The organism is Hymenobacter sp., from assembly GCF_036387835.1.
In the GTDB taxonomy this organism is placed as follows: Bacteria; Bacteroidota; Bacteroidia; order Cytophagales; family Hymenobacteraceae; genus Hymenobacter.
This window is the reverse complement of record NZ_DASVSY010000105.1, coordinates 147,420-169,478: the sequence shown is the minus strand read 5'-3', so window position 1 is coordinate 169,478 and position 22,059 is coordinate 147,420. Positions and strand designations below refer to the sequence as shown.

At 54.0% G+C, this 22,059-nt stretch carries 17 protein-coding genes; 10 read left to right on the top strand and 7 right to left on the bottom strand.

The genetic code is table 11. The features are described 5' to 3' along the window. Window positions 1-40: 40 nt before the first annotated feature. From VF639_RS20450 to VF639_RS20435, 4 genes are all read right to left on the bottom strand, one after another. Window positions 41-475, bottom strand: coding sequence for a hypothetical protein (locus tag VF639_RS20450; protein ID WP_331147798.1), 435 nt, complete (start codon window positions 473-475; stop codon window positions 41-43). Window positions 476-506: 31 nt separating this feature from the next. After that, window positions 507-1,934, bottom strand: coding sequence for a Fic family protein (locus VF639_RS20445; RefSeq protein WP_331147797.1), 1,428 nt, complete (start codon window positions 1,932-1,934; stop codon window positions 507-509). A 30-nt stretch (window positions 1,935-1,964) separates the two neighbouring features. After that, window positions 1,965-4,223: a methylmalonyl-CoA mutase gene (gene scpA, locus VF639_RS20440; protein ID WP_331147796.1), complete on the bottom strand. Its 2,259-nt coding sequence runs from the start codon at window positions 4,221-4,223 to the stop codon at window positions 1,965-1,967. Between the two features lie 105 nt (window positions 4,224-4,328). Then, on the bottom strand, window positions 4,329-6,116 hold the full coding sequence (locus tag VF639_RS20435; protein WP_331147795.1) for a methylmalonyl-CoA mutase family protein: 1,788 nt from the start codon (window positions 6,114-6,116) through the stop codon (window positions 4,329-4,331). A gap of 150 nt (window positions 6,117-6,266) precedes the next feature. On the opposite strand from VF639_RS20435, the gene VF639_RS20430 reads away from it, so the two are divergent. From VF639_RS20430 to dnaA, 4 genes are all read left to right on the top strand, one after another. Further along, a complete protein-coding gene (locus VF639_RS20430) occupies window positions 6,267-7,538 on the top strand; it encodes a porin family protein (RefSeq protein WP_331147794.1) in 1,272 nt (423 codons plus the stop codon). 162 nt (window positions 7,539-7,700) lie between these two features. Continuing rightward, complete coding sequence (locus tag VF639_RS20425) at window positions 7,701-8,495, top strand: 5'-nucleotidase C-terminal domain-containing protein (RefSeq protein ID WP_331147793.1); 795 nt, start codon at window positions 7,701-7,703, stop codon at window positions 8,493-8,495. 146 nt (window positions 8,496-8,641) lie between these two features. Next, window positions 8,642-9,568, top strand: coding sequence for a bifunctional metallophosphatase/5'-nucleotidase (locus VF639_RS20420; RefSeq protein WP_331147792.1), 927 nt, complete (start codon window positions 8,642-8,644; stop codon window positions 9,566-9,568). Window positions 9,569-9,721: 153 nt separating this feature from the next. Beyond that, window positions 9,722-11,215, top strand: coding sequence for a chromosomal replication initiator protein DnaA (gene dnaA / locus VF639_RS20415; protein WP_331147791.1), 1,494 nt, complete (start codon window positions 9,722-9,724; stop codon window positions 11,213-11,215). Between the two features lie 98 nt (window positions 11,216-11,313). Here the strand turns inward: dnaA and VF639_RS20410 are convergent, their stop codons facing one another. Both VF639_RS20410 and VF639_RS20405 read right to left on the bottom strand, forming a co-directional pair. After that, entirely contained in the window at window positions 11,314-11,802 is a 489-nt protein-coding gene (locus tag VF639_RS20410; protein WP_331147790.1) for a hypothetical protein, read from the bottom strand. A gap of 191 nt (window positions 11,803-11,993) precedes the next feature. Continuing rightward, window positions 11,994-12,422 carry an OsmC family peroxiredoxin gene (locus tag VF639_RS20405; RefSeq protein WP_331147789.1) on the bottom strand — a complete coding sequence of 143 codons (429 nt, stop codon included), beginning with the start codon at window positions 12,420-12,422 and terminating at the stop codon, window positions 11,994-11,996. A gap of 175 nt (window positions 12,423-12,597) precedes the next feature. Between VF639_RS20405 and VF639_RS20400 the strand changes: the two genes are divergently transcribed. Together VF639_RS20400 and VF639_RS20395 are read left to right on the top strand one after the other, a co-directional pair. Then, a complete protein-coding gene (locus tag VF639_RS20400; protein ID WP_331147788.1) occupies window positions 12,598-14,094 on the top strand; it encodes a GH3 auxin-responsive promoter family protein in 1,497 nt (498 codons plus the stop codon). 418 nt (window positions 14,095-14,512) lie between these two features. Next, window positions 14,513-14,926 (top strand): LytR/AlgR family response regulator transcription factor, encoded by a 414-nt coding sequence (locus VF639_RS20395; protein ID WP_331147787.1) that lies wholly within the window; start codon window positions 14,513-14,515, stop codon window positions 14,924-14,926. Between the two features lie 127 nt (window positions 14,927-15,053). On the opposite strand, the gene VF639_RS20390 is transcribed toward VF639_RS20395, so the two are convergent. After that, on the bottom strand, window positions 15,054-17,300 hold the full coding sequence (locus VF639_RS20390) for a PAS domain-containing hybrid sensor histidine kinase/response regulator (RefSeq protein ID WP_331147786.1): 2,247 nt from the start codon (window positions 17,298-17,300) through the stop codon (window positions 15,054-15,056). Window positions 17,301-17,811: 511 nt separating this feature from the next. On the opposite strand from VF639_RS20390, the gene VF639_RS20385 reads away from it, so the two are divergent. From VF639_RS20385 to VF639_RS20370, 4 genes are all read left to right on the top strand, one after another. Next, window positions 17,812-18,276, top strand: a complete 465-nt coding sequence (locus VF639_RS20385) for a 3-oxoacyl-ACP synthase (RefSeq protein WP_331147785.1) — start codon at window positions 17,812-17,814, stop codon at window positions 18,274-18,276. A 287-nt stretch (window positions 18,277-18,563) separates the two neighbouring features. After that, the gene (locus VF639_RS20380) at window positions 18,564-19,736 is read left to right on the top strand and encodes a 1-deoxy-D-xylulose-5-phosphate reductoisomerase (protein ID WP_331147784.1); all 1,173 of its coding nucleotides are present in this window, start codon (window positions 18,564-18,566) and stop codon (window positions 19,734-19,736) included. Window positions 19,737-19,902: 166 nt separating this feature from the next. After that, window positions 19,903-21,324 (top strand): RIP metalloprotease RseP, encoded by a 1,422-nt coding sequence (gene rseP / locus VF639_RS20375; protein ID WP_331147783.1) that lies wholly within the window; start codon window positions 19,903-19,905, stop codon window positions 21,322-21,324. A gap of 132 nt (window positions 21,325-21,456) precedes the next feature. Continuing rightward, window positions 21,457-21,957 carry a DUF6702 family protein gene (locus VF639_RS20370; RefSeq protein ID WP_331147782.1) on the top strand — a complete coding sequence of 167 codons (501 nt, stop codon included), beginning with the start codon at window positions 21,457-21,459 and terminating at the stop codon, window positions 21,955-21,957. Window positions 21,958-22,059 lie beyond the last annotated feature (102 nt).

The window sequence follows — 22,059 nt, the reverse complement described above, 5'->3', positions numbered from 1 at the left end:
CTGAAACAAGGCTACTTCGCTGAAGCGAAAAAGGCCCGACCTACAGGATGCCAGAACCGTCAATGGAAGTCTGCTGAGCAACGGGAATGGGTAGCTTGGTCCTGCTCAATAGTTCGGCAATAGGCTTAGGAAGCTCAGTCACCAGCAGCGGCTGAAGCGGCCGGGCCACCAGGTGGTAGCGCGTATCGGCCCGCTCGTGCAGGCGGGTTTTCTCGAACGAAAACAGCCCCCGCCGGGCGTAGCGGGCCACGCTCCGGTGGCTGCTTGCTTCGTCTGCGCCATTCACTATTTCCGCCACCTCAAGTTCCGGCAGCGTCAGGAAATACTGGTGCAGCTCCAGCAGCACCTCCTGCGAAGCCGCCACCGACTCAGGTAGTATTCCGCCGCCAGACGCCACGTGCAGGATATGTCCGTTGCTGTCCGTGGCAAACCAGTCAATGTCCGCGTCTTCTTGGTCGTCGGGGGTGATTTGCATGAGATGAGTTACCAGTAATAGGATTAGAATGTTACTGGGTACCAGCTTCAGCTATTTTAGCGGCAATGAATTCGTAAACTTTATTAGCGAGAGTATAATTTATCTTTTGTATGTATAAATGATCATACTGATTTTTGTAAACGCTTGTAAGTATGATATTTTTTTCGCCAGAAAATTTATCATCGGCATGAGAGATCAAAGCGAAAGTATCGTGCTTATACTTATCGAATCTGAAATCCACTAGAAGGCTGAGGTTGAATACATGTTTTAAAAATCTAAATTCTAACCAAAAAAAATTTAACTGAAAATTCATAACTAACTGCTGAGAATTAATTCCTAATACTTTTTCAGCTGTGTATAAAGCGCCTTCAAAACTACGGTCAGCGTTACAAATAGGAGGTCTGTCTTTTGACTGAGTATCACCATATGTCACTGGCCTTGGAGAAACATCTGGATAATAAAAAACTACTTGTTTAGATAGGAAGAGTTCGTCGAAGCGTAAAAGCTGTTTTGATAAATCTTCAAACCAGAACGAAATTAAGTTATGCCATAGTTTTGCTTGGGTATCCATATTCCAGGTCATCTCAAGTACATCTTCTCGGCTCAATACTTGTTTTTTTAGCAGAGCCAGCTTCTTATCTAGATCATCAGGTTCATCAATGGATTCACCTTTGGCGGCGCGAATCATAAGTTGTAGAGAGGATTCCACACTTTCGCTGACGAAATGAAAGAACGGCTCTATTTCACCAGCGTCGGCCTCGGCTAATGCCGCTAGGTACCTGTTACGGTCCGTAGCTCTGATAACCGTCATAGGGTATCCATGTCTCATTAGAATCAGGTTCATCAGCAGACGCGACATGCGCCCGTTACCATCATCGAAGGGATGGATGCGGACGAAGCGATAGTGGAATTCAGCGGCCAAAGCCACCGGGTGCAGGGTAGCTTGCTCGGCTTCCGACCGGTACCAGTCCACGAGGTCCGTCATTTTGCCAGGCGTTTCTTCGGGGCTGGCGAAGTAGAACATTTCGCCGGTGGCCGTCTGCACGTTGTTGGGGCCAGATTTGTAGCGGCCCGGCTGAATATGCTTGCGGGTCGGCTGTCCGTCGGGCGTTTGCGCCGGTACATCGTAGCCTTCGCCCAACAATACTTCATGCATTCCCCGGATAAATTGTTCGGTCAAGGGGCGTTCATTCCGTACAATTTCTTCTAGCCAAAGCACTGCTTCGTTATGTCCTTTTATATCCAAATGGTCACGAATAGGTTTGCCAGCTGCCGTTAGGCCGTGTAGCAGGAGTGAGCGGGTTTCGCCAAGTGTTAGGGAGTTGCCTTCAATAGCATTGGAATTATAATTCCAGTCCAGCCGAAACTTTTGCAGAATACGCGCCTCCTGCTCCGGCGAGAGGGGACGCAACTCGTCCAACTCCTTTTTCAACAGGTCCACTTCTGCGAATAGCGACATATAACGCGTCTTAATCAGTGAACCTTAAACTTATTCTACACCCAACTTCTCCAATATCTCCTGCGCCGCTACAGCAATGACCGTTCCCGGCCCATACACCCCGGCTACACCAGCGTTGTATAGGAAATCGTAGTCTTGGGCGGGGATGACGCCGCCGGCAATGACAAGGATGTCTTCGCGGCCGAGCTGCTGTAGCTCCTGGATGAGCTGCGGAATCAGGGTTTTGTGGCCGGCGGCGAGGCTGCTCACGCCTACTACGTGCACGTCGTTTTCGGCCGCTTGGCGGGCTACCTCGTTGGGGGTTTGGAAGAGGGGGGCAATGTCCACGTCGAAACCCACGTCGGCAAAGGAAGTGGCAATGATTTTCGAGCCCCGATCGTGGCCGTCTTGGCCCATTTTGGCTACCATCATGCGGGGGCGGCGGCCTTCTTTGGCGGCAAACTCGTCGGCCGCCTGGCGGGCTTTGGCAAATTCTGCGTCGTAGTCCATTTCCTGCGAGTAAACACCCGATACCGTACGAATGGTGGCTTGGTGGCGGCCGTACACAACTTCTAGCGCATCCGAAATTTCGCCGAGCGTGGCACGCAAGCGGGCAGCCTGCACGGCCAGAGTTAGGAGGTTGTTCTCGGCGGGGGCCTCACCCCCTAGCCCCCTCTCCCGTGGAGAGGGGGAACTAGCCTTAGCTTTTAGCTCTAGAAAACCAGAAGCTAGTTCCCCCTCTCCACGGGAGAGGGGGCTAGGGGGTGAGGTCATACGGGCGGCTTCCGTCAGGGCAGCCAGGGCCTGCTGCACGGCGGCGTTGTCGCGCTCCGCTTTAATCTTGTTGAGGCGCGCAATCTGCGACTCCCGCACGGCGGCATTGTCGATGTCGAGAATTTCGATTTGCGTTTCCTGAGCTTGCTGCTCCGGGGTGAGGCGGTAGCGGTTCACGCCCACAATCACTTCCTTGCCCGAGTCGATGCGGGCCTGCTTGCGGGCCGAGGCTTCCTCGATGCGCAGCTTGGGCAGGCCGGTTTCAATGGCCTTGGCCATGCCGCCTAACTCTTCCACTTCCTGAATCAGCGCCCAGGCTTTGTTAGCCAACTCGTGGGTGAGGGTTTCCACGTAGTAAGAGCCGCCCCAGGGATCCACCACGCGGGTGATGTCGGTTTCGTGCTGGAGGTAGAGCTGCGTGTTGCGGGCAATGCGGGCCGAGAAGTCGGTGGGCAGGGCAATGGCCTCGTCGAGGGCGTTGGTGTGCAGGCTTTGGGTGCCGCCCAGCGCGGCGGCCAGCGCCTCAATGGCGGTGCGGGCCACGTTGTTGAACGGGTCCTGCTCGGTGAGCGAGTAGCCCGAGGTTTGGCAGTGCGTGCGCAGCGCCAAACTCTTGGGGTTCTGCGGGTTGAATTGCTTCAGCAGCTTGGCCCACAGCAACCGGCCGGCCCGGAGCTTGGCAATTTCCATGAAGTGGTTCATGCCAATGGCCCAGAAAAACGACAGGCGCGGCGCAAACTGGTCGATGGTCATGCCCGCCGCCAAACCCGCCCGCACGTACTCCAGCCCATCCGCCAGGGTGTAGGCCAACTCTAAATCAGCGGTAGCGCCGGCTTCCTGCATGTGGTAGCCCGAAATGCTGATGCTGTTGAATTTGGGCATGTGCTGCGCCGAGTACGCAAAGATGTCGGCAATGATGCGCATGCTCGGCAGCGGCGGGTAGATGTAGGTGTTGCGCACCATGAACTCCTTCAGAATATCGTTCTGAATGGTGCCCGCCAGCTTGTCGGGGCTCACGCCCTGTTCCTCGGCCGCTACTATATAAAAGGCCATGATGGGCAGTACCGCCCCGTTCATGGTCATGCTCACCGACATCTGATCCAGCGGAATCTGGTCGAAGAGAATCTTCATGTCCTCCACCGAATCGATGGCGACGCCGGCCTTGCCTACGTCGCCCACCACCCGCGGGTGGTCGGAGTCATAGCCGCGGTGGGTAGCCAAGTCAAACGCCACCGACAGACCTTTCTGCCCGCCCGCCAGGTTGCGCCGGTAGAAGGCATTGCTTTCCTCGGCCGTACTGAACCCCGCATACTGCCGCACAGTCCAGGGGTTCTGCACGTACATAGTAGGGTAGGGGCCGCGCAAGTAGGGTGCCTGTCCCGCGCCAAACCCGAGGTGCTCGAAGCCCGCCACATCCTCGGCAGTATAGTAGCCTTTTAGCGCTATGCCTTCGGGCGTAACGGTGGTAGCCTCAGCAATGGGTACAGCTGGCAGCGTGGCGGCATTATAAGGAATAATGGAGAAGTCGGGTTTCATAGATCAGATGTGGGTTGTGAATTGCCAGTTGCAAGCTTGATTTCAACGACCGGTTATCCTTGCTAGCTGAATGCTACTGGCAACTGACAACCGGCAACTGGCAACTCAATCTTTTCCCTGCAACCGGGCCAGCACTTCTTCGGTGCTACGGCCTTGGACCTTAAATTCCTGGAAGCCAAACACGCGTACGGCTTCCTGCATGGTGGCCAGGTCGGCGGTGACCAGTACAGGTGGTACAAAGGTCGAGTCGTCTTCCGCAATCCGGTAGATGTAGCGGGCAAAGCGGCCGAATTGTTCCGGCGTGGCATACATCAAAATAGCCTCCTCGGTCGAAGAAAACAGCACCGACAGCGTCCCCACCGGATGCGACTCGCGCAGGGTGGACTGCTCCTGCTCCGGCAACAACCGCAGAAACGACTCTTCAATCAGCTGGTTGGTATGCGCGCCAAGCAGCACCACGGCAGCCCGTTTGCGCTTTTTCTCGCGGCGCTCAAAGTGCAGGCTCGTGGCCAGCCGTAGTACCTCCGACGGATAGGTGGCGCGCGTCGAGTCGAATTCGCGGCTGCGCAACAGCTTTTTGGGGTTGAAGTCGAAATGCTCGCGGGTATTTTGAAACCGGTTGGTGCCTACTACCACCTGCTCGCCGGTGGCAATGCGCTGGAATTGCGCCTGCGCCGCCGTGTGCAACTCCTGCATCACCAAGCCAATAGCTACGGGTAGCCCACCCTTCGCCTCAATCTGCTGAAACAGCGCCCAAGCTTCGCGGGCCAGCGTATCAGTAAGTGTTTCCAGGTAGTAGGAACCTGCTGCCGCGTCCTGTACCTGTCCGAAACCCGCCTCCTCGCGCAGCAGCACCGATAGGTTGCGGGCCAAACGGTCCGAAAATTCGTTGGAGTCGTGAAACAAACAATCGAAAGGACGGACGCTAAGCACATCGGCGCCGCCGAGCACGGCACTCATGGCTTCGGTGGTTACGCGCAGCAGGTTGGTGTGCGCATCGAGCGTAGTCTGGCTCCACGACGCTGTTTCGGCGAATATGGGCACTTGCGCAACTTCGGGTGGGAGGCCGTAGGCGTACAGCAGCGTAGCCCACAGCCGGCGCAGGGCGCGGAGCTTGCTGATCTCGAAAAAGTAATTGGGGTTAACCGCTAGGTGCACTCGCATAGCGGCCGCTACGTCGGCAGGGGTTAAGGTTTCGGTGGGTAGCTCGTTCAGGTAAGCGGCCGCCGCTGCCAACGCAAACGCCACCTGCTGCGTAGCCGTAGCGCCCCGGTTACCGAAAAAGGCCGTTTGTATGGTGATGGCCTGAAAGTCGGGCATACTTTGCGTTAGGGTCAGCACCTCCCGCAGCTCGTGCATCTGGCTCTTCAAATTAGGCAAGTGGCAACTGACGGGGTCACACTGCAGAAACCCGCGCAATTGCGTAGCTCCCGTTGCCAGCAACCGTTGCACAAAAGCCGCTGGCGTTGCCGTGAGCGAAAAGCCGACATACGTGGCATCCAGCGGCAGATGCGCGTGCAAAAACTCCACGTCGAAACTGTCGGCGTCATTTAGCACAAAATGGACCCCATCGGCCCCGCGGGTTAATGCCTCGGCTGCCCGCTGAATGGTGCCGTGGCCTTTTTCGCCCGCCGGCACCGAGTAAGTGGGCACGTTGCGCCAACTGTTGCCCATCGCGCCGGGGCGCAGTTGCGGGGCAGGAGGTTCGGGCAGGGCCTCTAGGGCTTCACGGTGGTAAAAAGGCTCCAGCACGAAGCCATCGGGGGTTTGCCAGTGCAGCGTGGCGGGGTCGGTGCCCTTCAGGTCGCGCGCAATGCGGGCCCGCCAGGCCTCGGTGCTCACGGGTTCAAATTCGGAAAAAGAAACAGACGCGGGGCGCGGCGTGTCAGGCATAGCAAAACGCAGGTGGGAGGATGAAAACGGCCCGAAGGAACGGGCTAAAGATACCGGTTCGAGGACAGAAACCGCCCGTTGGGCTATTATTGGAACAATGCAAGCAGGACAATATATTTGTACCCCATTGTTTTACTTTCAATATAAATTGTGAAAAAATATCTATTCCTGTGTGGCTTGATTTTGTGGTGCGGGTCGCTTTTAGCACAATCCAATTTTCGCCGTGGCTATGTAGTTCTTGCCTCCGGCGATACCCTTCGCGGACAAGTAGACCTGCGCGGCGCGCAGCGCAATGCCCGTATTAGCCGCTTTCGCTCTGTAGGCACCACTACCGTTACCGAGTACCAGCCGCCTCAGCTTCGTGGCTACGGGGCACTTGGCAGCCAAGTCTACCAAAGCGCCGTCGTTACCTTAGTTGATTCGCTGGCGCGCCAGTCTTTGTTGACGAATACGGTCCGGGATTCTATCCGGCTGCCCGTATTCCTGGAAGTACTCGTGCAAGGGCCAGCCAGTTTGCTCTACCTGCGCGACAGCAAAAACAACGACCATTACTATCTGCAGTTGCGGGCTGGTTTGCTACAGGAGCTAATTCAGGCTACGCAGCAAACTGAAGTCAAAGGCCACATCTACCAGCAAAAAACCACACACTATCGCCGGACGCTGGCTAATGCCATGCAGTCTTGTTTGGCAGTGCAAGCAACCATAAGTAACCTGCCCTATTTTGAAAGCGACATGATCCGGCTGGTGCAGCAGTACAACAGTTGCGTAGGCGGAGTGTCGGTAGCACCCGCTAGCGCCAGCCGGGAGAAAAACGTGCGGCTTGGGGTACTACTAGGCGGTGAAAGCAGCCAGCTGATTTTTTACGGCGACTACGTACCCAGCAACCGCGAGCAAGCAACTCCCGCGCCGGTAGTTGGAGTTAGCCTGACAGCTAAGTTGGGGGCGCTGAATCCTAAGCTTGCCGTTAGAATAGAAGCGCTTTACGAGCAGCAGTCATTTACGTATAAGCGAGACCGGGTCCTGGCCAATGGCCTGCTTAACCCGCAGCAGGGCGAGGTAGACTTAGCCAGCATCAGGGTGCCGCTGCTGGTACGCTACACCTTGCCTAAAGGAGGTGTCAGGCCTTTTCTGCAAGTTGGTTATAGCGCTAGTTACCTGCTTAGAACTCATAACAGGTTCCGGACTGAAAACGTGTATGCCAATCCTCGGACCTATACCCGTTGGGCGCCTTATATCTATGAGCCAAAGGAGCTGGAGCAGGGCATAGTGGGTAGCGTGGGAGTAACTACTGCTAAAGCAAACGCTCGTAATCTAGCCTTGGAGCTGCGCTACGAGCGTTCCGATGGTTTCAGTAATAACATTTATCTTGGTACAAAGCTCAACCGTTACTACCTGCTACTGAGCTACGATTTAACGAAATAATTTGTAGTGGATGTATGGCTGCAAGCCAGGAAACCGGATTGAAGCTCCTGTATTTCAGGAAAGGAAAAGAGAGAATAGCAGCACTTAGGCGAGAAGATAATTTAGTGAATTAAGGTTCGCCAACCCCCTGGCATCAACTAACGCACCGTATAACTTACCTTTGTGGTCCGTTCCTCTCTAGATTCTCTGATGCACCTGTTTCATTCCCGCTTTGCCGCGCTGAGCTTGTTGGCTGCGTTGGCGTTTTCGTCGGCTTGCCAGCGGGCCAGCTATGTCGCCAAACCAAGCTTGCTGCCCGTTACGGCCCAACCCGTAAGCAAAACCTTGGCCGACGACCCCACGGCGGTGGCCACCATCGCGCCCTATCAGCAGCGTGTAACCGAACAGATGACGGCGGTTATCGGAACGGCTCCTGTTGCTATGTTGAAGAATTCGGGAGAATCGCCGCTGGCTAATTTCGTGGCCGACTTGCAGCGCAGCCGCGCCAGCCGGGAGCTAAGCCAGCCCATCGACTTAGGCGTAATGAGCAATGGTGGCCTGCGTGCCCCGCTACCAGCCGGATCGGTAACGCTAGGCTCTGTTTTTGAACTGATGCCCTTCGAAAACGAGCTGGTCGTACTGGATGCGCCCACCGCCGTGGTGCAGCAGCTCTTCGACTACGGCGCCCGCGTGAAAATGGCCTTCTCCGGGGCCACCTACGCCGTCGATGCTAGCGGCAAGGCCACCAACATCCGCATCGGCAACCAGCCGTTCAACCCCGCCCAAGACCGCCTCTACACCATTGCCATCAGCGACTACCTGGCCGGTGGCGGCGACCAAATGACCTTCTTCAAGTCCATTAAGCCCCGCGGCACGGGCGTGCTGCTCCGCAATGCCATTGCCGACCAGATTCGGGAATTAACCAAGCAAGGCAAACCCGTAGAAGCGAAGGTAGAAGGAAGAGTGAAGAGTAATTGACATTTAACAACCAACATTTAACAAGCTTGAACAACACCAAATCAATTAGTGCCTATCATTCAGTAAGAAGCAGTTGCTCTAGTCCTAAACAGCTGCTAATCACCTACTGAGTGCTAAATGTTAATTGATAAATGTTAAATGAACTTATGGATCGTCGCGAATTTCTTAAGCATACAGGAGTAGGGGCCGCCGGCTTGGGGCTGCTAGGGTTGAGTTTGCCCGCCGTGGCCGCCGAAGACAAAGCCAGCCGCCTAGTCATCCTGCACACCAACGATATGCACTCGCGTATCGAGCCGTTCCCCGACAATGCCGCGCAATATGCCGGCATGGGCGGCATGGCCCACCGGGCAACCCTGATCAAGCAAATTCGGGAGCAGGAGCCAAACGTGCTCCTCCTCGATTCCGGCGACATCTGGCAAGGCACGCCCTACTTCAACTTCTTCATGGGCGAGCTGGAATACAAGCTCATGAGCCAGATGAAGTACGACGCTACCACCCTCGGCAACCACGACTTCGACAATGGCCTCGAAGGTTTGCAGAAGCAGTTGCCCAACGCCGCCTTCCCCTTCCTGATTGCCAACTACGATTTCAGCGGTACCATCCTGGCTGGCCGCTTCCAGCCGTACAAGGTGTTCGAGAAAGTCGGGCACCGTATCGGTGTGTTTGGGCTCGGCATTGAAATGGCCGGTTTGGTAGCCGACAAAAACTTTGGCGCCACCAAGTACCTCGACCCCATCGCTACGGCCAAGGATATGGTAGCCAAGTTGCGCGGCCCCGAAAAGTGCGACCTGGTCGTTTGCCTCTCGCACCTCGGCTACAAATACCAGGGCCCCAAAGTCGACGATTTCAAGCTGACGGCCGGTGCCCCTGGCATCGACCTGATTTTAGGCGGCCACACCCATACCTTCCTCGACAAACCAGACGTTGTAGCAGGGCCCAACGGCCACCAGACGCTCATCAACCAGGTTGGGTGGTCGGGCATCAATCTAGGCCGCCTCGACTATACGTTCGAGCGTGGCACCCGCCGGCCGAGCGTAGCCATGGCCGCTGTAGTGCCCGTGCGGGTAGCCTGATAAAACCTCGACAAATACAAGTGGAAAAACGGTTTTTTCTCTCCTGACTTTTCCACATTTTTGTCTCCCTCTAAAAAAAATGGGCCTTTCAAAGGCCCATTCGCGCCTCTTCTATTTTATTCACGCACCTGCTGCTTTTGTTGTAACTACTTGATGTTGAAGGACTGCCATACAGTTTGGGCCAATTGCCTTCGCGTCATCCAAGCTACCATTGGTGAGCAGAGCTTCCGAACGTGGTTTCTACCCATTGTTCCGGTTGCGTTGCAGAACAAGGTGCTCATCATTCAGGTGCCGAGCACCTATTTCTACGAGTTTTTAGAGGAGCACTACGTCGAGGAGCTGAAGCGGGCCATTCACCAAGAACTAGGCCCGGAAGGGCGCCTGGAGTATAGCATCGTGGTGGACCAAGGCAACAGCCAAAACCAGCCCCGCACCCTCAATTTGCCCACTACCCGTAAGGTGGCGGGCCCGGCACCCGTTGCTACGCCTGCTGCGGCTCTGGCTTCCGGCCCTATGTCGTCGTCGGCCCGCAACGTGGCGGCTGCCGCGGCCGCGCCGGCCACGCAAACCATGCTGCGCAACCCCTTCGAAGCCAGCAAGGCCGTTGATCGGCACTACCTGCACTCGCAGCTCAACGGCAGCTACACCTTCGAGAACTATATCGAGGGCGATTGTAACCGGTTGTCGCGCTCGGCGGGTTTGGCCGTAGCCAACAAGCCCGGCACTACCAGCTTCAACCCGCTGATGATTTATGGTGGCGTGGGTTTGGGCAAGACGCACCTCGTGCAAGCCATTGGCAACCACATCAAGGCCAGCAACTCCGACAAATTTGTGTTGTATGTGTCGGCCGAGAAGTTCACCAATCAGTTCATCGAAAGTCTGCGGGCTAATGCCGTGCAGGATTTCGCCAACTTCTACCTGCTGGTTGACATCTTGATTCTGGATGATGTGCAGTTCCTGTCGGGCAAGGACAAGACGCAGGAGATGTTCTTCCACATCTTCAACCACCTGCACCAGGCCGGCAAGCAAATCGTGATGACCTCTGACCGGCCCCCGCGCGACCTGGTGGGGCTGGAGGACCGGCTGTTGTCCCGCTTCAAATGGGGCCTTACCGCCGACCTGCAAAGTCCCGATTTCGAGACGCGTATGGCCATCATCCAAAACAAAATGCAGCAGGATGGCATCGATATCCCGCCGCAGGTGGTGGAATACCTGGCGCATTCCGTCAACACCAACGTGCGTGAGCTGGAAGGCGTGCTTATTTCACTGGTAGCGCAGAGTAGCCTCAACCGCCGCGAAATCGACCTCGAAATGGCCAAACAGGCGCTTCGTCATATCATCGAGGAGGTGGAAGCCGAAGTCAACATCGACTTCATCCAGAAAACCTGCGCCGAGTACTTCAGCGTGCCCCTGGATTTGCTGAAAGCTAAAACCCGCAAAAAGGAAGTGGTAACGGCGCGGCAAGTAGCCATGTATTTTGCCAAAGAGCACACCAGCCATTCCCTCAAAAGCATCGGCCATCACTTCGGCGGCCGCGACCACAGCACCGTCATCCACTCGGTGCAAACCGTTTCGGACCTAATTGACTCCGACAAAAACTTCCGTGGCCAGATTGTGGAGCTACGCAAGAAGTTTGCGGGTAAATAGCTCGTGCTGTATCCTAAATAGAAAAAAGCAGGGCGCTTCGTTTGAAGCGCCCTGCTTTTTGTTGGGGTTAGGGCTTCAACCCCAGACCAAAATATATTCTACAGATTTGGCTGTGCGTCGTTCAACGGGATTTGATACTGAGTGGCAAAGCTGCGGAGCTGCTCCCGCAGTTGGCGTTTGCGTTTGCGGCCGCGCACCTCACGCAAGCTCAACGAATAGGTGCCGTCTTCCTTGGTAAGCACCCGCACTTGCTGTTGTACCAACTCCAGGCGGCTAATGGCCTCAGCGGCAAATACTTGCTTGGGGCGAAAGAGCCCGTTCTTGTGCACGATGTAGCCGGGCGTAAACTCCAGGTAGCTCTGCGTACCGAACACCGGCGCATTGTGCACGAGCACATATCCAATGTATATCAAGCTGAAAACCAGAAACACGTAGTGCAGGAAGTGCATATCGTTCAGGCCGCTATCGGTAACAATCAGAGCGAGGGTGTAGGCCACCCAAATAAGTCCGAAAGACAATTGTCCCCAAAATGGAATGCGGGAGGTGTTGGCGGGTTGGAGACGAATGCGGGTAGAAGCTGTAGGCATAGCGGCGTAAGTGGTCGCAACAAAGGGCAAAGAAAGCGAAAAACCGGCAACGCTCGGAGCGCAGCCGGTTTTGGAAGGCACTCAGTTGACGTTGTCAACTCGACAAAGCACGAGCCTGAGTAAGAACGTTGAACTAGTTAGTACGGATTCATTCGGCCGCGCAGTAAGCGGAATGGTGGCAGGATACCTGTCTATTTCAGCGTGGCCGAAGCAAGCTCCATTTCGGGTACGGCGCTCAGTAGCTGCGAAATTGGGCAGTGTTCTTTGGCATTCTCGGCTTGCTTCTGAAATTCTTGCTGCGAGATGCCTTCCACTTCTCCCTCCGTGGTGAGGACGATTTTCACCACCTTCGGTACGTCACCTGAAGTATCGAGCGTTACCTTCGATTCGGTACGAATCTGCTTTACCTGGGCGCCGGCTTTAGTGAGCTGGCCCGTTAGGAACATAGTGTAGCAGCCGGCATGAGCGGCTCCAATCAGTTCTTCCGGATTAGTGCCTTTCTGGCCCTCAAACCGAGCGCCCACCGAGTAGGGAGCCGAAACTGTGCCGCTTTGCGTGGTGATGTTGCCACTGCCTTTGATGTCGCCGTCCCAAACAGCGTTGCCCCGTTGGTTGATCATGATGCAAAAGGTAAGATTGTAAAAAGTAAAAAGTAACTGTTCTGTTAGAGTACGAGAAAAAAGCAGAATAGGGACGCCTTCGTTGAGGTAGCTGCTTTGGAAACGGCCTCTATCTTTGAAAAACACGGTGGCCCCGTCTTCTACCCACAACTTCACCTTCACAATCTCACCTCCCATGGGTTTGAAATCTGCCCTTAGCCGTCCATTGGCTGCTTTTGTCACCAACCGCTACCAGCAGTGGCAAAAAGACCCCCTTGGGACGCAGCAACGGGTGCTTCGCGGCATTGTGGCGAAGGCCAGCGACACGGCCTTCGGGCAAGAGTATGATTTCGGGGCCGTCCGCTCCGCAAAGGACCTAGCCCGGCAGGTGCCCGTGCGGGATTACGAAGCATTGGCGCCTTATTTCGAGCGGGTGAAGCACGGCGAGGCCAACGTGCTTTGGCCGGGCAAGCCGCTGTATCTGGCTAAGACCAGCGGCACCACTTCCGGCGCCAAATACATTCCACTCACCAAAGACAGTATTCCCAACCACATCAATGGCGCCCGCGACGCGCTGTTGCACTACGTGCGCCGGACCGGTAAAAGTGCTTTTCTGGATGGTAAGCTGATCTTTCTGTCGGGAAGCCCGGAGTTGGAGGAAGTAGGCGGTATCCCAACGGGGCGGCTCTCCGGCATCGCCAATCACCACGTGCCGGCCTACCTGCGCCGCAACCAGCTGCCGAGCTACGCCACCAATAGCATCGACGATTGGGAAACCAAGCTGGCACGCATCGTGGATGAAACCTTAACAGCGCCCATGACCCTGATTTCGGGCATTCCGCCGTGGGTGCAGATGTACTTCGACCAGATAGTAGCGCGCACTGGCCGGCCGGTAGGGGAAGTGTTTCCTGATTTCAACCTGTTCGTGTACGGGGGCGTCAACTTCGAGCCTTACCGCAAAAAGCTTTTCGACACCATTGGGAGACCCGTAGACAGCATCGAGCTATTTCCGGCTTCGGAAGGGTTTTTGGCCTTTCAGGACGAGCCCGGCAACCCCGGCTTGCTACTGCTACTCGACGCGGGCATCTACTACGAATTCATTCCGGCCGAACGGTTTTTCGAGCCCAATCCGCCCCGCCTGTCTTTAGCCGAGGTGGAACTGGATCAACAATACGCCCTGGTCCTCAACTCCAACGCCGGCCTGTGGGGCTACAGCATCGGCGACACGGTTCGGTTTGTGCAGAAGTATCCGTTTCGAGTGGTGGTGAGTGGGCGTATCAAGCATTTCCTCTCCGCCTTCGGTGAGCATGTTATTGGCGAAGAAGTGGAGCAAACCCTCCGGGAAGCCATGCAGCAGCACCCGGAAGTGGAAGTAGTGGAATTCACCGTCGCGCCCCGCGTCAGCGACGACCCGGCCGTGCCCTCCCGCCACGAATGGCTCGTGGAGTTTGCGCGGCCGCCGCACGATGCCGCTGCCTTTGCCGCCGCCCTGGAAGCTGGCCTCCGCAAGCGCAACGTATACTACGACGACTTGCTCACTGGCAACATTCTGGTTCCGCTGCAGCTCACGCCGCTGCCAAGAGGAGCTTTTCAGCGCTATATGAAAAGCTTGGGCAAGCTCGGCGGACAAAACAAAGTGCCCCGCCTGAGCAACGACCGGAAGCTAGCCGATGGTTTAGTCAACGTAAGTTAAAAGCAGCGTCGGTTTGTTATGATGTTTCTTGTACCCACTGAAAAAGCCTCCGCCGAGCTTTGGTATCAGCTTATTGTTGGATGATTTAGAAGGTGTGGTTGGAAAGAAAACGGCACAGGTTTCAAGCGCTGATTATTCAGCCGCAGGATACCAAGTGGGTGCAAAAAGTAGTAGCCGTGATAAAGGACAATAACAAGCAGTGAAAATTAGGCCATATAAATCTGATTTGTGGCCGCAATGGGCAGAAAAAAGCACTTAAAAACAAATATCATCTTCGATTAACTATATGATTTTAAAAGTAAAAACTCCTCTTATTGTCCTATATTTGTTGTCTGATTATCAGAGAAGAGTAGTTGAGTTTATTGCTAAGAGTTGCTTGCTAGCGGAGCGCTGTTTCATAAAAGAATATTAGAGGTAGATGACTCATATATACACTGCTCCGTCTCCCGTTTTAACGTGTGCGGTATTAGATGACGATGAAATAAATAGGTTTACGCTCGAGCATTATATCAAACTTAATGACTCGTTACAGCTAGTTGCTTCTCTTGCAGGAAGCATAGAAGGGCTGGATTTCTTTAGTACCGACCGCCGGGTAGACGTCCTTTTTTTAGACGTGGAAATGCCCGATCTAAACGGGCTGGATATGCTGCGCCTTCTGCCCGAGCCTCCTCAGGTAGTGCTTACTACGGCTCACGAACATTGCGCTTGGGAAGCCTTCGAGTTGCGAGTGGTCGACTATCTGGTTAAGCCTTTTGGCTATGACCGTTTCGCGCAAGCTGTGCAGCGAGTAGCCGAACGGCTGCGTACTGTGCCACAGTCGCGCATGCTATAAGCCGCCGAACGGAGTTGAGCTCAAGGTAGCGCGAAAACAGGATTTCCGACAAAAGCTTCGAGTAGTCAGCACTCCACAGTGCTGACTACTCGAAGCTTTTGTCGGAAATCCTGTTTTGTGTTTTTATTTAAGCGCTTGCGCAAGGCGCTAAGCTTTCAACGTGCTGCTGCAATTGCACCATCAATTGTGGAAGCGTATCGAGCAATACCTGCGTGGCAGTGTGACGGGCGGCATCAGAGGCCGTAGGATCTTCTAGGGTTTGGCTAGCCTCTACTAAGGAGGAGACTTGAAAAAGCTTCAGGGTAGGCTTGAGCTGGTGGGCGCATACGGCAGCAGCCGGCCAATTGGTGGCGTTACTAGCCTGTTGAAGCTTGGTAACAAGCAAAGGAGTACTCTTAAGGAAAAGATCGAGAATTCGGCGCACAAAATCGAGCTTGCCGTGTGCTATTTCATAAAGCCCGGCCAAGGTGAAAAGTGGAGTAACAGCCACCATAGGCGTTTTGCGGACGGCTAACATCTTGCCAAGCAACTCCGCCTCATCGAAGGGCTTGGCCAGGCAGTCGTCCATGCCCGCAGCTAAGTACTTCTCATTGTCCGCTCGAAAAGCATTGGCAGTAAGAGCGATAATAGGGGTTTGAGCCCGAGTCGAGTCGGGGTGACGACGCATGGCAGCTGTTACCTCTAAACCACTGATATCGGGCATCTGAATATCCATCAGCACTACATCATAAAGCGAGTGCTGGAAATAGTCCAAGGCAGTTACTCCATTAGAAGCCGCATCTACCACTATACCATGCTGCTCAAGCACCAGTTGAGCCAGCTGACGGTTAACATCGTGGTCTTCTACTAACAGTACCCGCCAGCCTCGCACTGACTCAGCCACTTGTTGAACTGCTGCCAGCTCTTCTACCAGCTGGACCTCGGGCCCGGCTAAGGCAAAAGGTATCGTAAAGCTGAATGTACTACCCTGCTTAGGTTGACTGCTCAGCACTAAATGCCCACCAAGCTGCTCCACTAAGCGGCTACTTATGGCTAAGCCCAAGCCGGTACCCCCAAAATGCCGGGAAGTATCGGAATAAGCTTGGGCAAAACTTTCAAAAATAGCCTCTTGCTTATCTAAGGCTACCCCTAAACCCGTGTCAGTTACCTGAAAACGCATGCTGAGCTGACTAGCCGTTTCAACTTGCACTTGGCACTGCAAGGCTACATAGCCTTGTTCCGTAAATTTGATGGCATTGCTCAGCAGGTTGAGCAAAACCTGGCTTAATCGGTGTGGGTCGCCGAGTACAAGTGGTAATGGCTGTTCGGGTAGCGTAAGCGTAAAGCCTATATTTTTTTCAGCGGCCCGGAAACTTTGCAGTTGACTAGTAGTGCGAATAGTGTCAGCTATATTGAAAGGAGTATGCTCTAGTTCTAGCTTGCCTGCCGTAATCTTAGCCATATCCAGTACGTCGTTCAGCACACTGAGCAGATGGTTGCCAGAGTTGCGAATGATGGTGACGTACTCCCGTTGCTGCGCGTTTAGCTCGGTGCGGGCCAATAAGCCGGCCATACCCAATACCCCATTCATAGGCGTTCGAATTTCGTGGCTCATATTAGCCAGGAAAGTTTCGCGCACTTGCACGGCCGTCTCTGCTTCGCGCCGGGCCTGTTGCATAGTCTGCTCGGCCAAGTATCGGTCGGTAATGTCGGCACTAGAACCAACCATCAGACGTAGCTTACCATCAGGACCAAACACGGGCTGAAACAGCCGGAGCCAATGACGAGGTCCCGTAGCACTTTCAAAGGTTTCTTCCCAGGTCACTTCCGATCCTTCTTGCACCGCCTGCCTGAATTTTTCTTCACGTTGCAAGGCTAGCGTCCGCGGATGGTTGAAATGGGTGCAGTATTCGAAGTTGTCTTTGCCAATAATCCACTCGCGAACTTCCTGGCTACGTACTGCCGTTAAATTGACATACTGGTAACGATGATGCAGATCAAAAATGGCTACCCCCGTAGGCAGATTCTGAAGCACCGTTTCAAAAAAATCACGCTCCGCTATTTGGCTTTGCTCGGTCTTGTAGCGCTCCGTAATGTCGGTGAGATATAAAGAGTAAGCCATGCTGCCCGGCACCACAGTCAATAAATAATGACGTCCGGCCAGCGCAACTTCATGCGCCGAATTAGAACTTGTGTGCTGTGCCAAAGACAGAAAGCATTGGCGTGGGCAGGTGCCTTCCACTGTTGCCAGCAACTGAAAGAGCTTTTCAGCGGCAGGGTTAGCATACAATACCTCGGCAGCAAACGAAAGCCTTACTATTGGATTAGGATTTTGCGCTAGGATACGCGACTCAAAAGTCGCATCAGAGGAAACAGAAGGAGCAATAGGTAGCATTGTATAGTTCAATAAAGTTCTAAATGTACAATCTTGTTTTATTTCTGTTACATGGATTGACGTATTTTTATTCCTTATGGGCTGTTTTAAGCGTTACTATTTCAAGAAGTCACCACATAAAGAGCTTTTGGCTATGTCGCATCCAACAATATCATAGCTCGGCACACAAGATGCTATATAAAGTAACTTTCAATTTTGAGCTTGTAAGCTTACTTTTTCAATAAACAACTAGGTCTATACAGTAATTTGAAACTACCTATGTTTATAAACAGAGATAGGCAAAATGCCTTGCATTTATTTCTAGCTTTTATTGTATTTTATTGCGAATTACCTCTATTTTTCATTAACTTACGCTACAACTATTATGCTTGGTTTTAGGAAAAGGCTAATGCGTTTTAGAAGCTTGTGACTTACTTAGCCATACCCCTCTAAACTGCTAGTTCGTTTCGTGCTAAATTCTTGGAATGCGCGCAGTTTATAGTTGAAAGTGTGCTTGCCATTCCTGTAACCGATGACACAACTTCCTCTCACAGTCAAATTCCAGCTTCACGCTGCTTGCGCCGCTTTTATAACGCAGCGCATCGAAGCAGCGCAAGCCGCTATGCTAACTGCGCAAGAGTCAGCAAATTCTGAAACCAAAAGCAGCGCCGGTGACAAGTATGAAACCGGCCGTGCTATGGCTCAGGAAGAGCGCAACCGCAATGCGGTGCAGCTACAACAGGCCCTGCAGCTACAAGGAGAGCTAGCGCGCATCAGCCCTGAGTTAGCTTCCGACGCTGTACGTCCGGGCGCGTTGGTGCACACCAGCATCGGACGCTTCTACATCAGCATCAGCGCCGGAAAGCTTACAGTTGATGGGCAAGACTACTTCGCCGTGTCGGCTGCCGCGCCGGTGGCTGCTGCTCTGGCTGGCAAGCACGCGGGCGAGGAAGTGATGTTCAACGGGAAGAAAATCCGAATTGAATCCATTATGTAAAGACCAGCATTGCAAAAGGCCTCACAGGTGGTTTTTTTAAGTTTAGGGTTGCGCAGGAGAAAGCCTTATTGCCGTGTAGCCCGGCGAGTAGAAGCTGTTGTAGATACAGGTCCATCTACCCAATATGCAGCTGCCCGATACTAACGGAGCTAACTATTGCCCGCAATCGGCAGCTACGGGGGTGGGTTAGCGGCACGGAAGAAGGAGCCATATGGAAAGGCTCGATTGGCCGCAAGTAGCAGGCCCGGTCGGATTGCCGTACCTTCGCCGTGCAAGCTTTCTTTCTAATGCCTTCAGCCTTTCCCAAACGCGTTACCTTACTAGGGTCTACCGGTTCCATTGGTACGCAAGCCCTCGACGTGGTCCGTGCTAATGCTGCTCGTTTCACGGTAGCTGCCCTCTCGGCTCACTCCAATGCCGAACTGCTAATTCAGCAGGCTCGCGAATTTCGGCCTGCTGCCGTTGTTATTGGCGACGAAGCAAAATACGCTGTTGTAAAAACAGCCCTTGCCGGACAGCCTGAAACCGAAGTGCTGGCTGGTACTGCCGCTCTTACGGAAGTAGCTGGCCGCTCCAACTCCGATATTGTCCTGACGGCTATGGTGGGCTACGCCGGGCTACTGCCCACAGTGGCGGCTATCCGGGCTGGCAAAGATGTCGCGCTGGCTAACAAGGAAACACTGGTTGTTGCCGGTCAGCTGATAACGCAGCTAGTGCGGGAATACAACGTGGGGCTATACCCCGTTGACTCCGAGCACTCCGCCATTTTTCAATGCCTGGTAGGGGAGGAGCGCAACCCCATCGAAAAAATAATTCTGACGGCATCGGGTGGGCCTTTTCGCGGCCGCACGCGGGCCCAACTGGCGTCCGTCACGAAAGCACAGGCTCTTAAGCATCCCAATTGGGATATGGGGGCCAAGATTACCATCGATTCGGCCTCGCTTATGAACAAGGGGTTGGAGGTGATTGAGGCCAAGTGGCTGTTCGGGCTCCGCAACGACCAGATTGATGTGGTAGTGCATCCACAGAGTATTATTCACTCCTTGGTGCAGTTTGAAGACGGTTCTCTGAAAGCGCAGCTCGGGCTGCCCGACATGAAGCTGCCCATTCAGTATGCGCTAGGATATCCGCACCGACTGCCGGCTAGCTTCCCGCGGTTCTCGTTTCTTGATTATCCGCAGCTCACCTTCGAGGAGCCCGACAAAACGGCTTTCCGCAATTTAACCTTGGCCTTCGACGCTATGAGCCGGGCTGGCAACGCGCCGTGCGTGCTGAATGCCGCCAACGAAATAGCCGTAGCGGCCTTCTTGCGCGACGAGGTCGGCTTTCTAGAAATGTCGGAGCTGGTGGAAGATTGCCTTTCGCGCGTTTCGTACCTTGCAGAACCGTCGCTCGACGACTACGTGCAGACTGACAAGGAGGCACGTCGCATAGCGCAGGAACGGCTGGCGCGGTATTAGGTGTTATAAGAAAAAAAGGTGACGAGTAATTAGCTGAGGAGTGACAAGCACAGCGCGTTCTTGTTGTTGTCTTGCTTCCATACTGGCTCACGTCATCTGTTACCTTATCACCTGTGCTGTCGCCTGCACAGACATGTCATTTCATCACCTAATTACCTAATCCCTCTTGGAAACCCTTATCATGATCGGCAACTTGTTGCTGGGCCTCTCTCTTTTGGTGGGTCTGCATGAGTTCGGACACTTTGCCACGGCCAAATACTTTAAGATTCGCGTCGATAAGTTTTACATCTTTTTCGATTTTCTCTTCCCGTTGCCCAACGTGCTTAATTTCGCGTTGCTCAAGAAAAAGATAGGTGGCACGGAATACGGCATCGGCTGGTTCCCATTGGGTGGCTACGTGGCCATCCACGGTATGATCGATGAAACACAGGATGCTGAAACTTTAGCTGCCGAACCCCAACCCGACGAGTTTCGGTCTAAACCGGCATGGCAGCGCCTGATTGTGATGCTGGGTGGCATCATAATGAATGTTATCACTGGCATCGTCATTTTTAGTATTCTCACCTTCAAGTACGGTGAGAGCTACCTACCGGCTTCGGAAGTGCGGTTTGGAGTGGTGCCCAACGACTTAGGTAAGGAGATTGGCTTTCAGCGCGGCGACAAAATTGTAAAAATCAACGGCCGTCCCTTCAACGATTTCGACCAGGTATACAGCTCCGATGTAATACTGAATCCCAATGCATATTACACCGTAGAGCGCGCGGGAAAGCTGCTGGATTTGCAGATTCCTGACAACATGATGGATGCTTTGGCCGACGAAGGACAGCAAAACTTCGTGCAGCCGCTCGCCCCTTTCACCATCGATTCGGTGGTAGCCAAAAGTCCTGCTGCCGAGGCTGGTTTGCGGGTCAAAGACCGGATTTTAAAAGTTGGTAACCAGGAAACTCCCTTCTTTTCCGACTTGCAGCAAGCTTTGGCCGAAAACGCCAACACGGTGGAGACGCCGTCTATGCTGCAGCGCTTCACTAACTGGGCACGTGGCGTAGAGGTGCAACCAGCCGCCGAAAAAATAACCCCCATGTTGATTGAACGCGACGGGCAGCCTCAAACGCTGCAAGTGCGCGTGGACGAGTCGGGGCACATTGGTTTCATGCCGAAGGTCGAGCTGAACCCTGCTACCCGCTACTACAGCCTTCCTGGCTCGATACCAGTGGGCACACGCAAGGCGTTTGGCGTAATAACTACGCAAATCAAAGCCTTCAGCCTCATCTTCCAGGGCAAAGCTTCGTTCACTAAGTCGGTGGGCGGACCTATTGAAATAGCCAAGCAATACGGCGGCAGCGTTAACTGGCTGCGGTTCTGGACGCTGACGGGTCTGCTCTCCATGGTGCTGGCTTTCATGAACCTGCTACCCATTCCGGCCCTCGACGGCGGGCACGTTCTGTTTCTGCTCTACGAGATGGTAGCTGGCCGCAAGCCATCCGACAAATTCCTGGAAAACGCGCAGAAGGTAGGTACTACGCTGATTTTAGGTCTGATGGTGTTTGTGCTAATCGTTAAACCGCTTCTGGGCGCATTCAGCAAATAGCAACTTATCGTTGAGGCAGAACTTGCTGGCAGCCTCCCCCTGTCAGCAAGTTCTGCCTCGCCGTGTTATCTACTGTTCTTGAAGGTGACCATTTTGGGCTGCCAACAAGTGTAGTTCCGCCTCATTTCACTTATGTCCCGCAAACTGTTTCTGCTGCCGATACTACTGCTGGCCTCCACGCTCTTGGCGTGGGCGCATGCCTATCATGCCAGCATCATGGACGTGCGCTATAATCCGCAGAAGCAGCAGCTCGAAATTGCGCTTAAAGTCTTCACCGACGACTTCGAGACGGCCCTCTCGGCTGGCCGCCCTATGGCTATCAGCCTTGATCAGTCGCCTAAGCCGCTCGTGACGCAACTAATCACGGACCTGCTGCGCAAGTCGCTGGCTTTCGGAACCAAGCCAGGAGAGGTATTGCCCCTGCAACTGTTGGGAATGCAGAAGGAGAGTGATGCGCACTGGTTGTATTGCACCGTGAAGCTAGCCAAGCCCGTTACGGGTCTCAGTCTGCGTCACTCGTTGCTGCTCCCTACGTTTCCTGATCAAATGAATATTGTGAATGTGGAAGCCGGTGGAAAAAAGCAAAGCCTTCTGTTCCGGGACGGTGAGCAGGAGCAGAAAATAAGCTGGTAAGCTTGTGCTATTTCTAGCATAGGTATCATAATCAAAACGCCTCTTCTACAAGCTGTAGAAGAGGCGTATTGATTTTAAGAGCACCCGCGTACAGGATAGCGC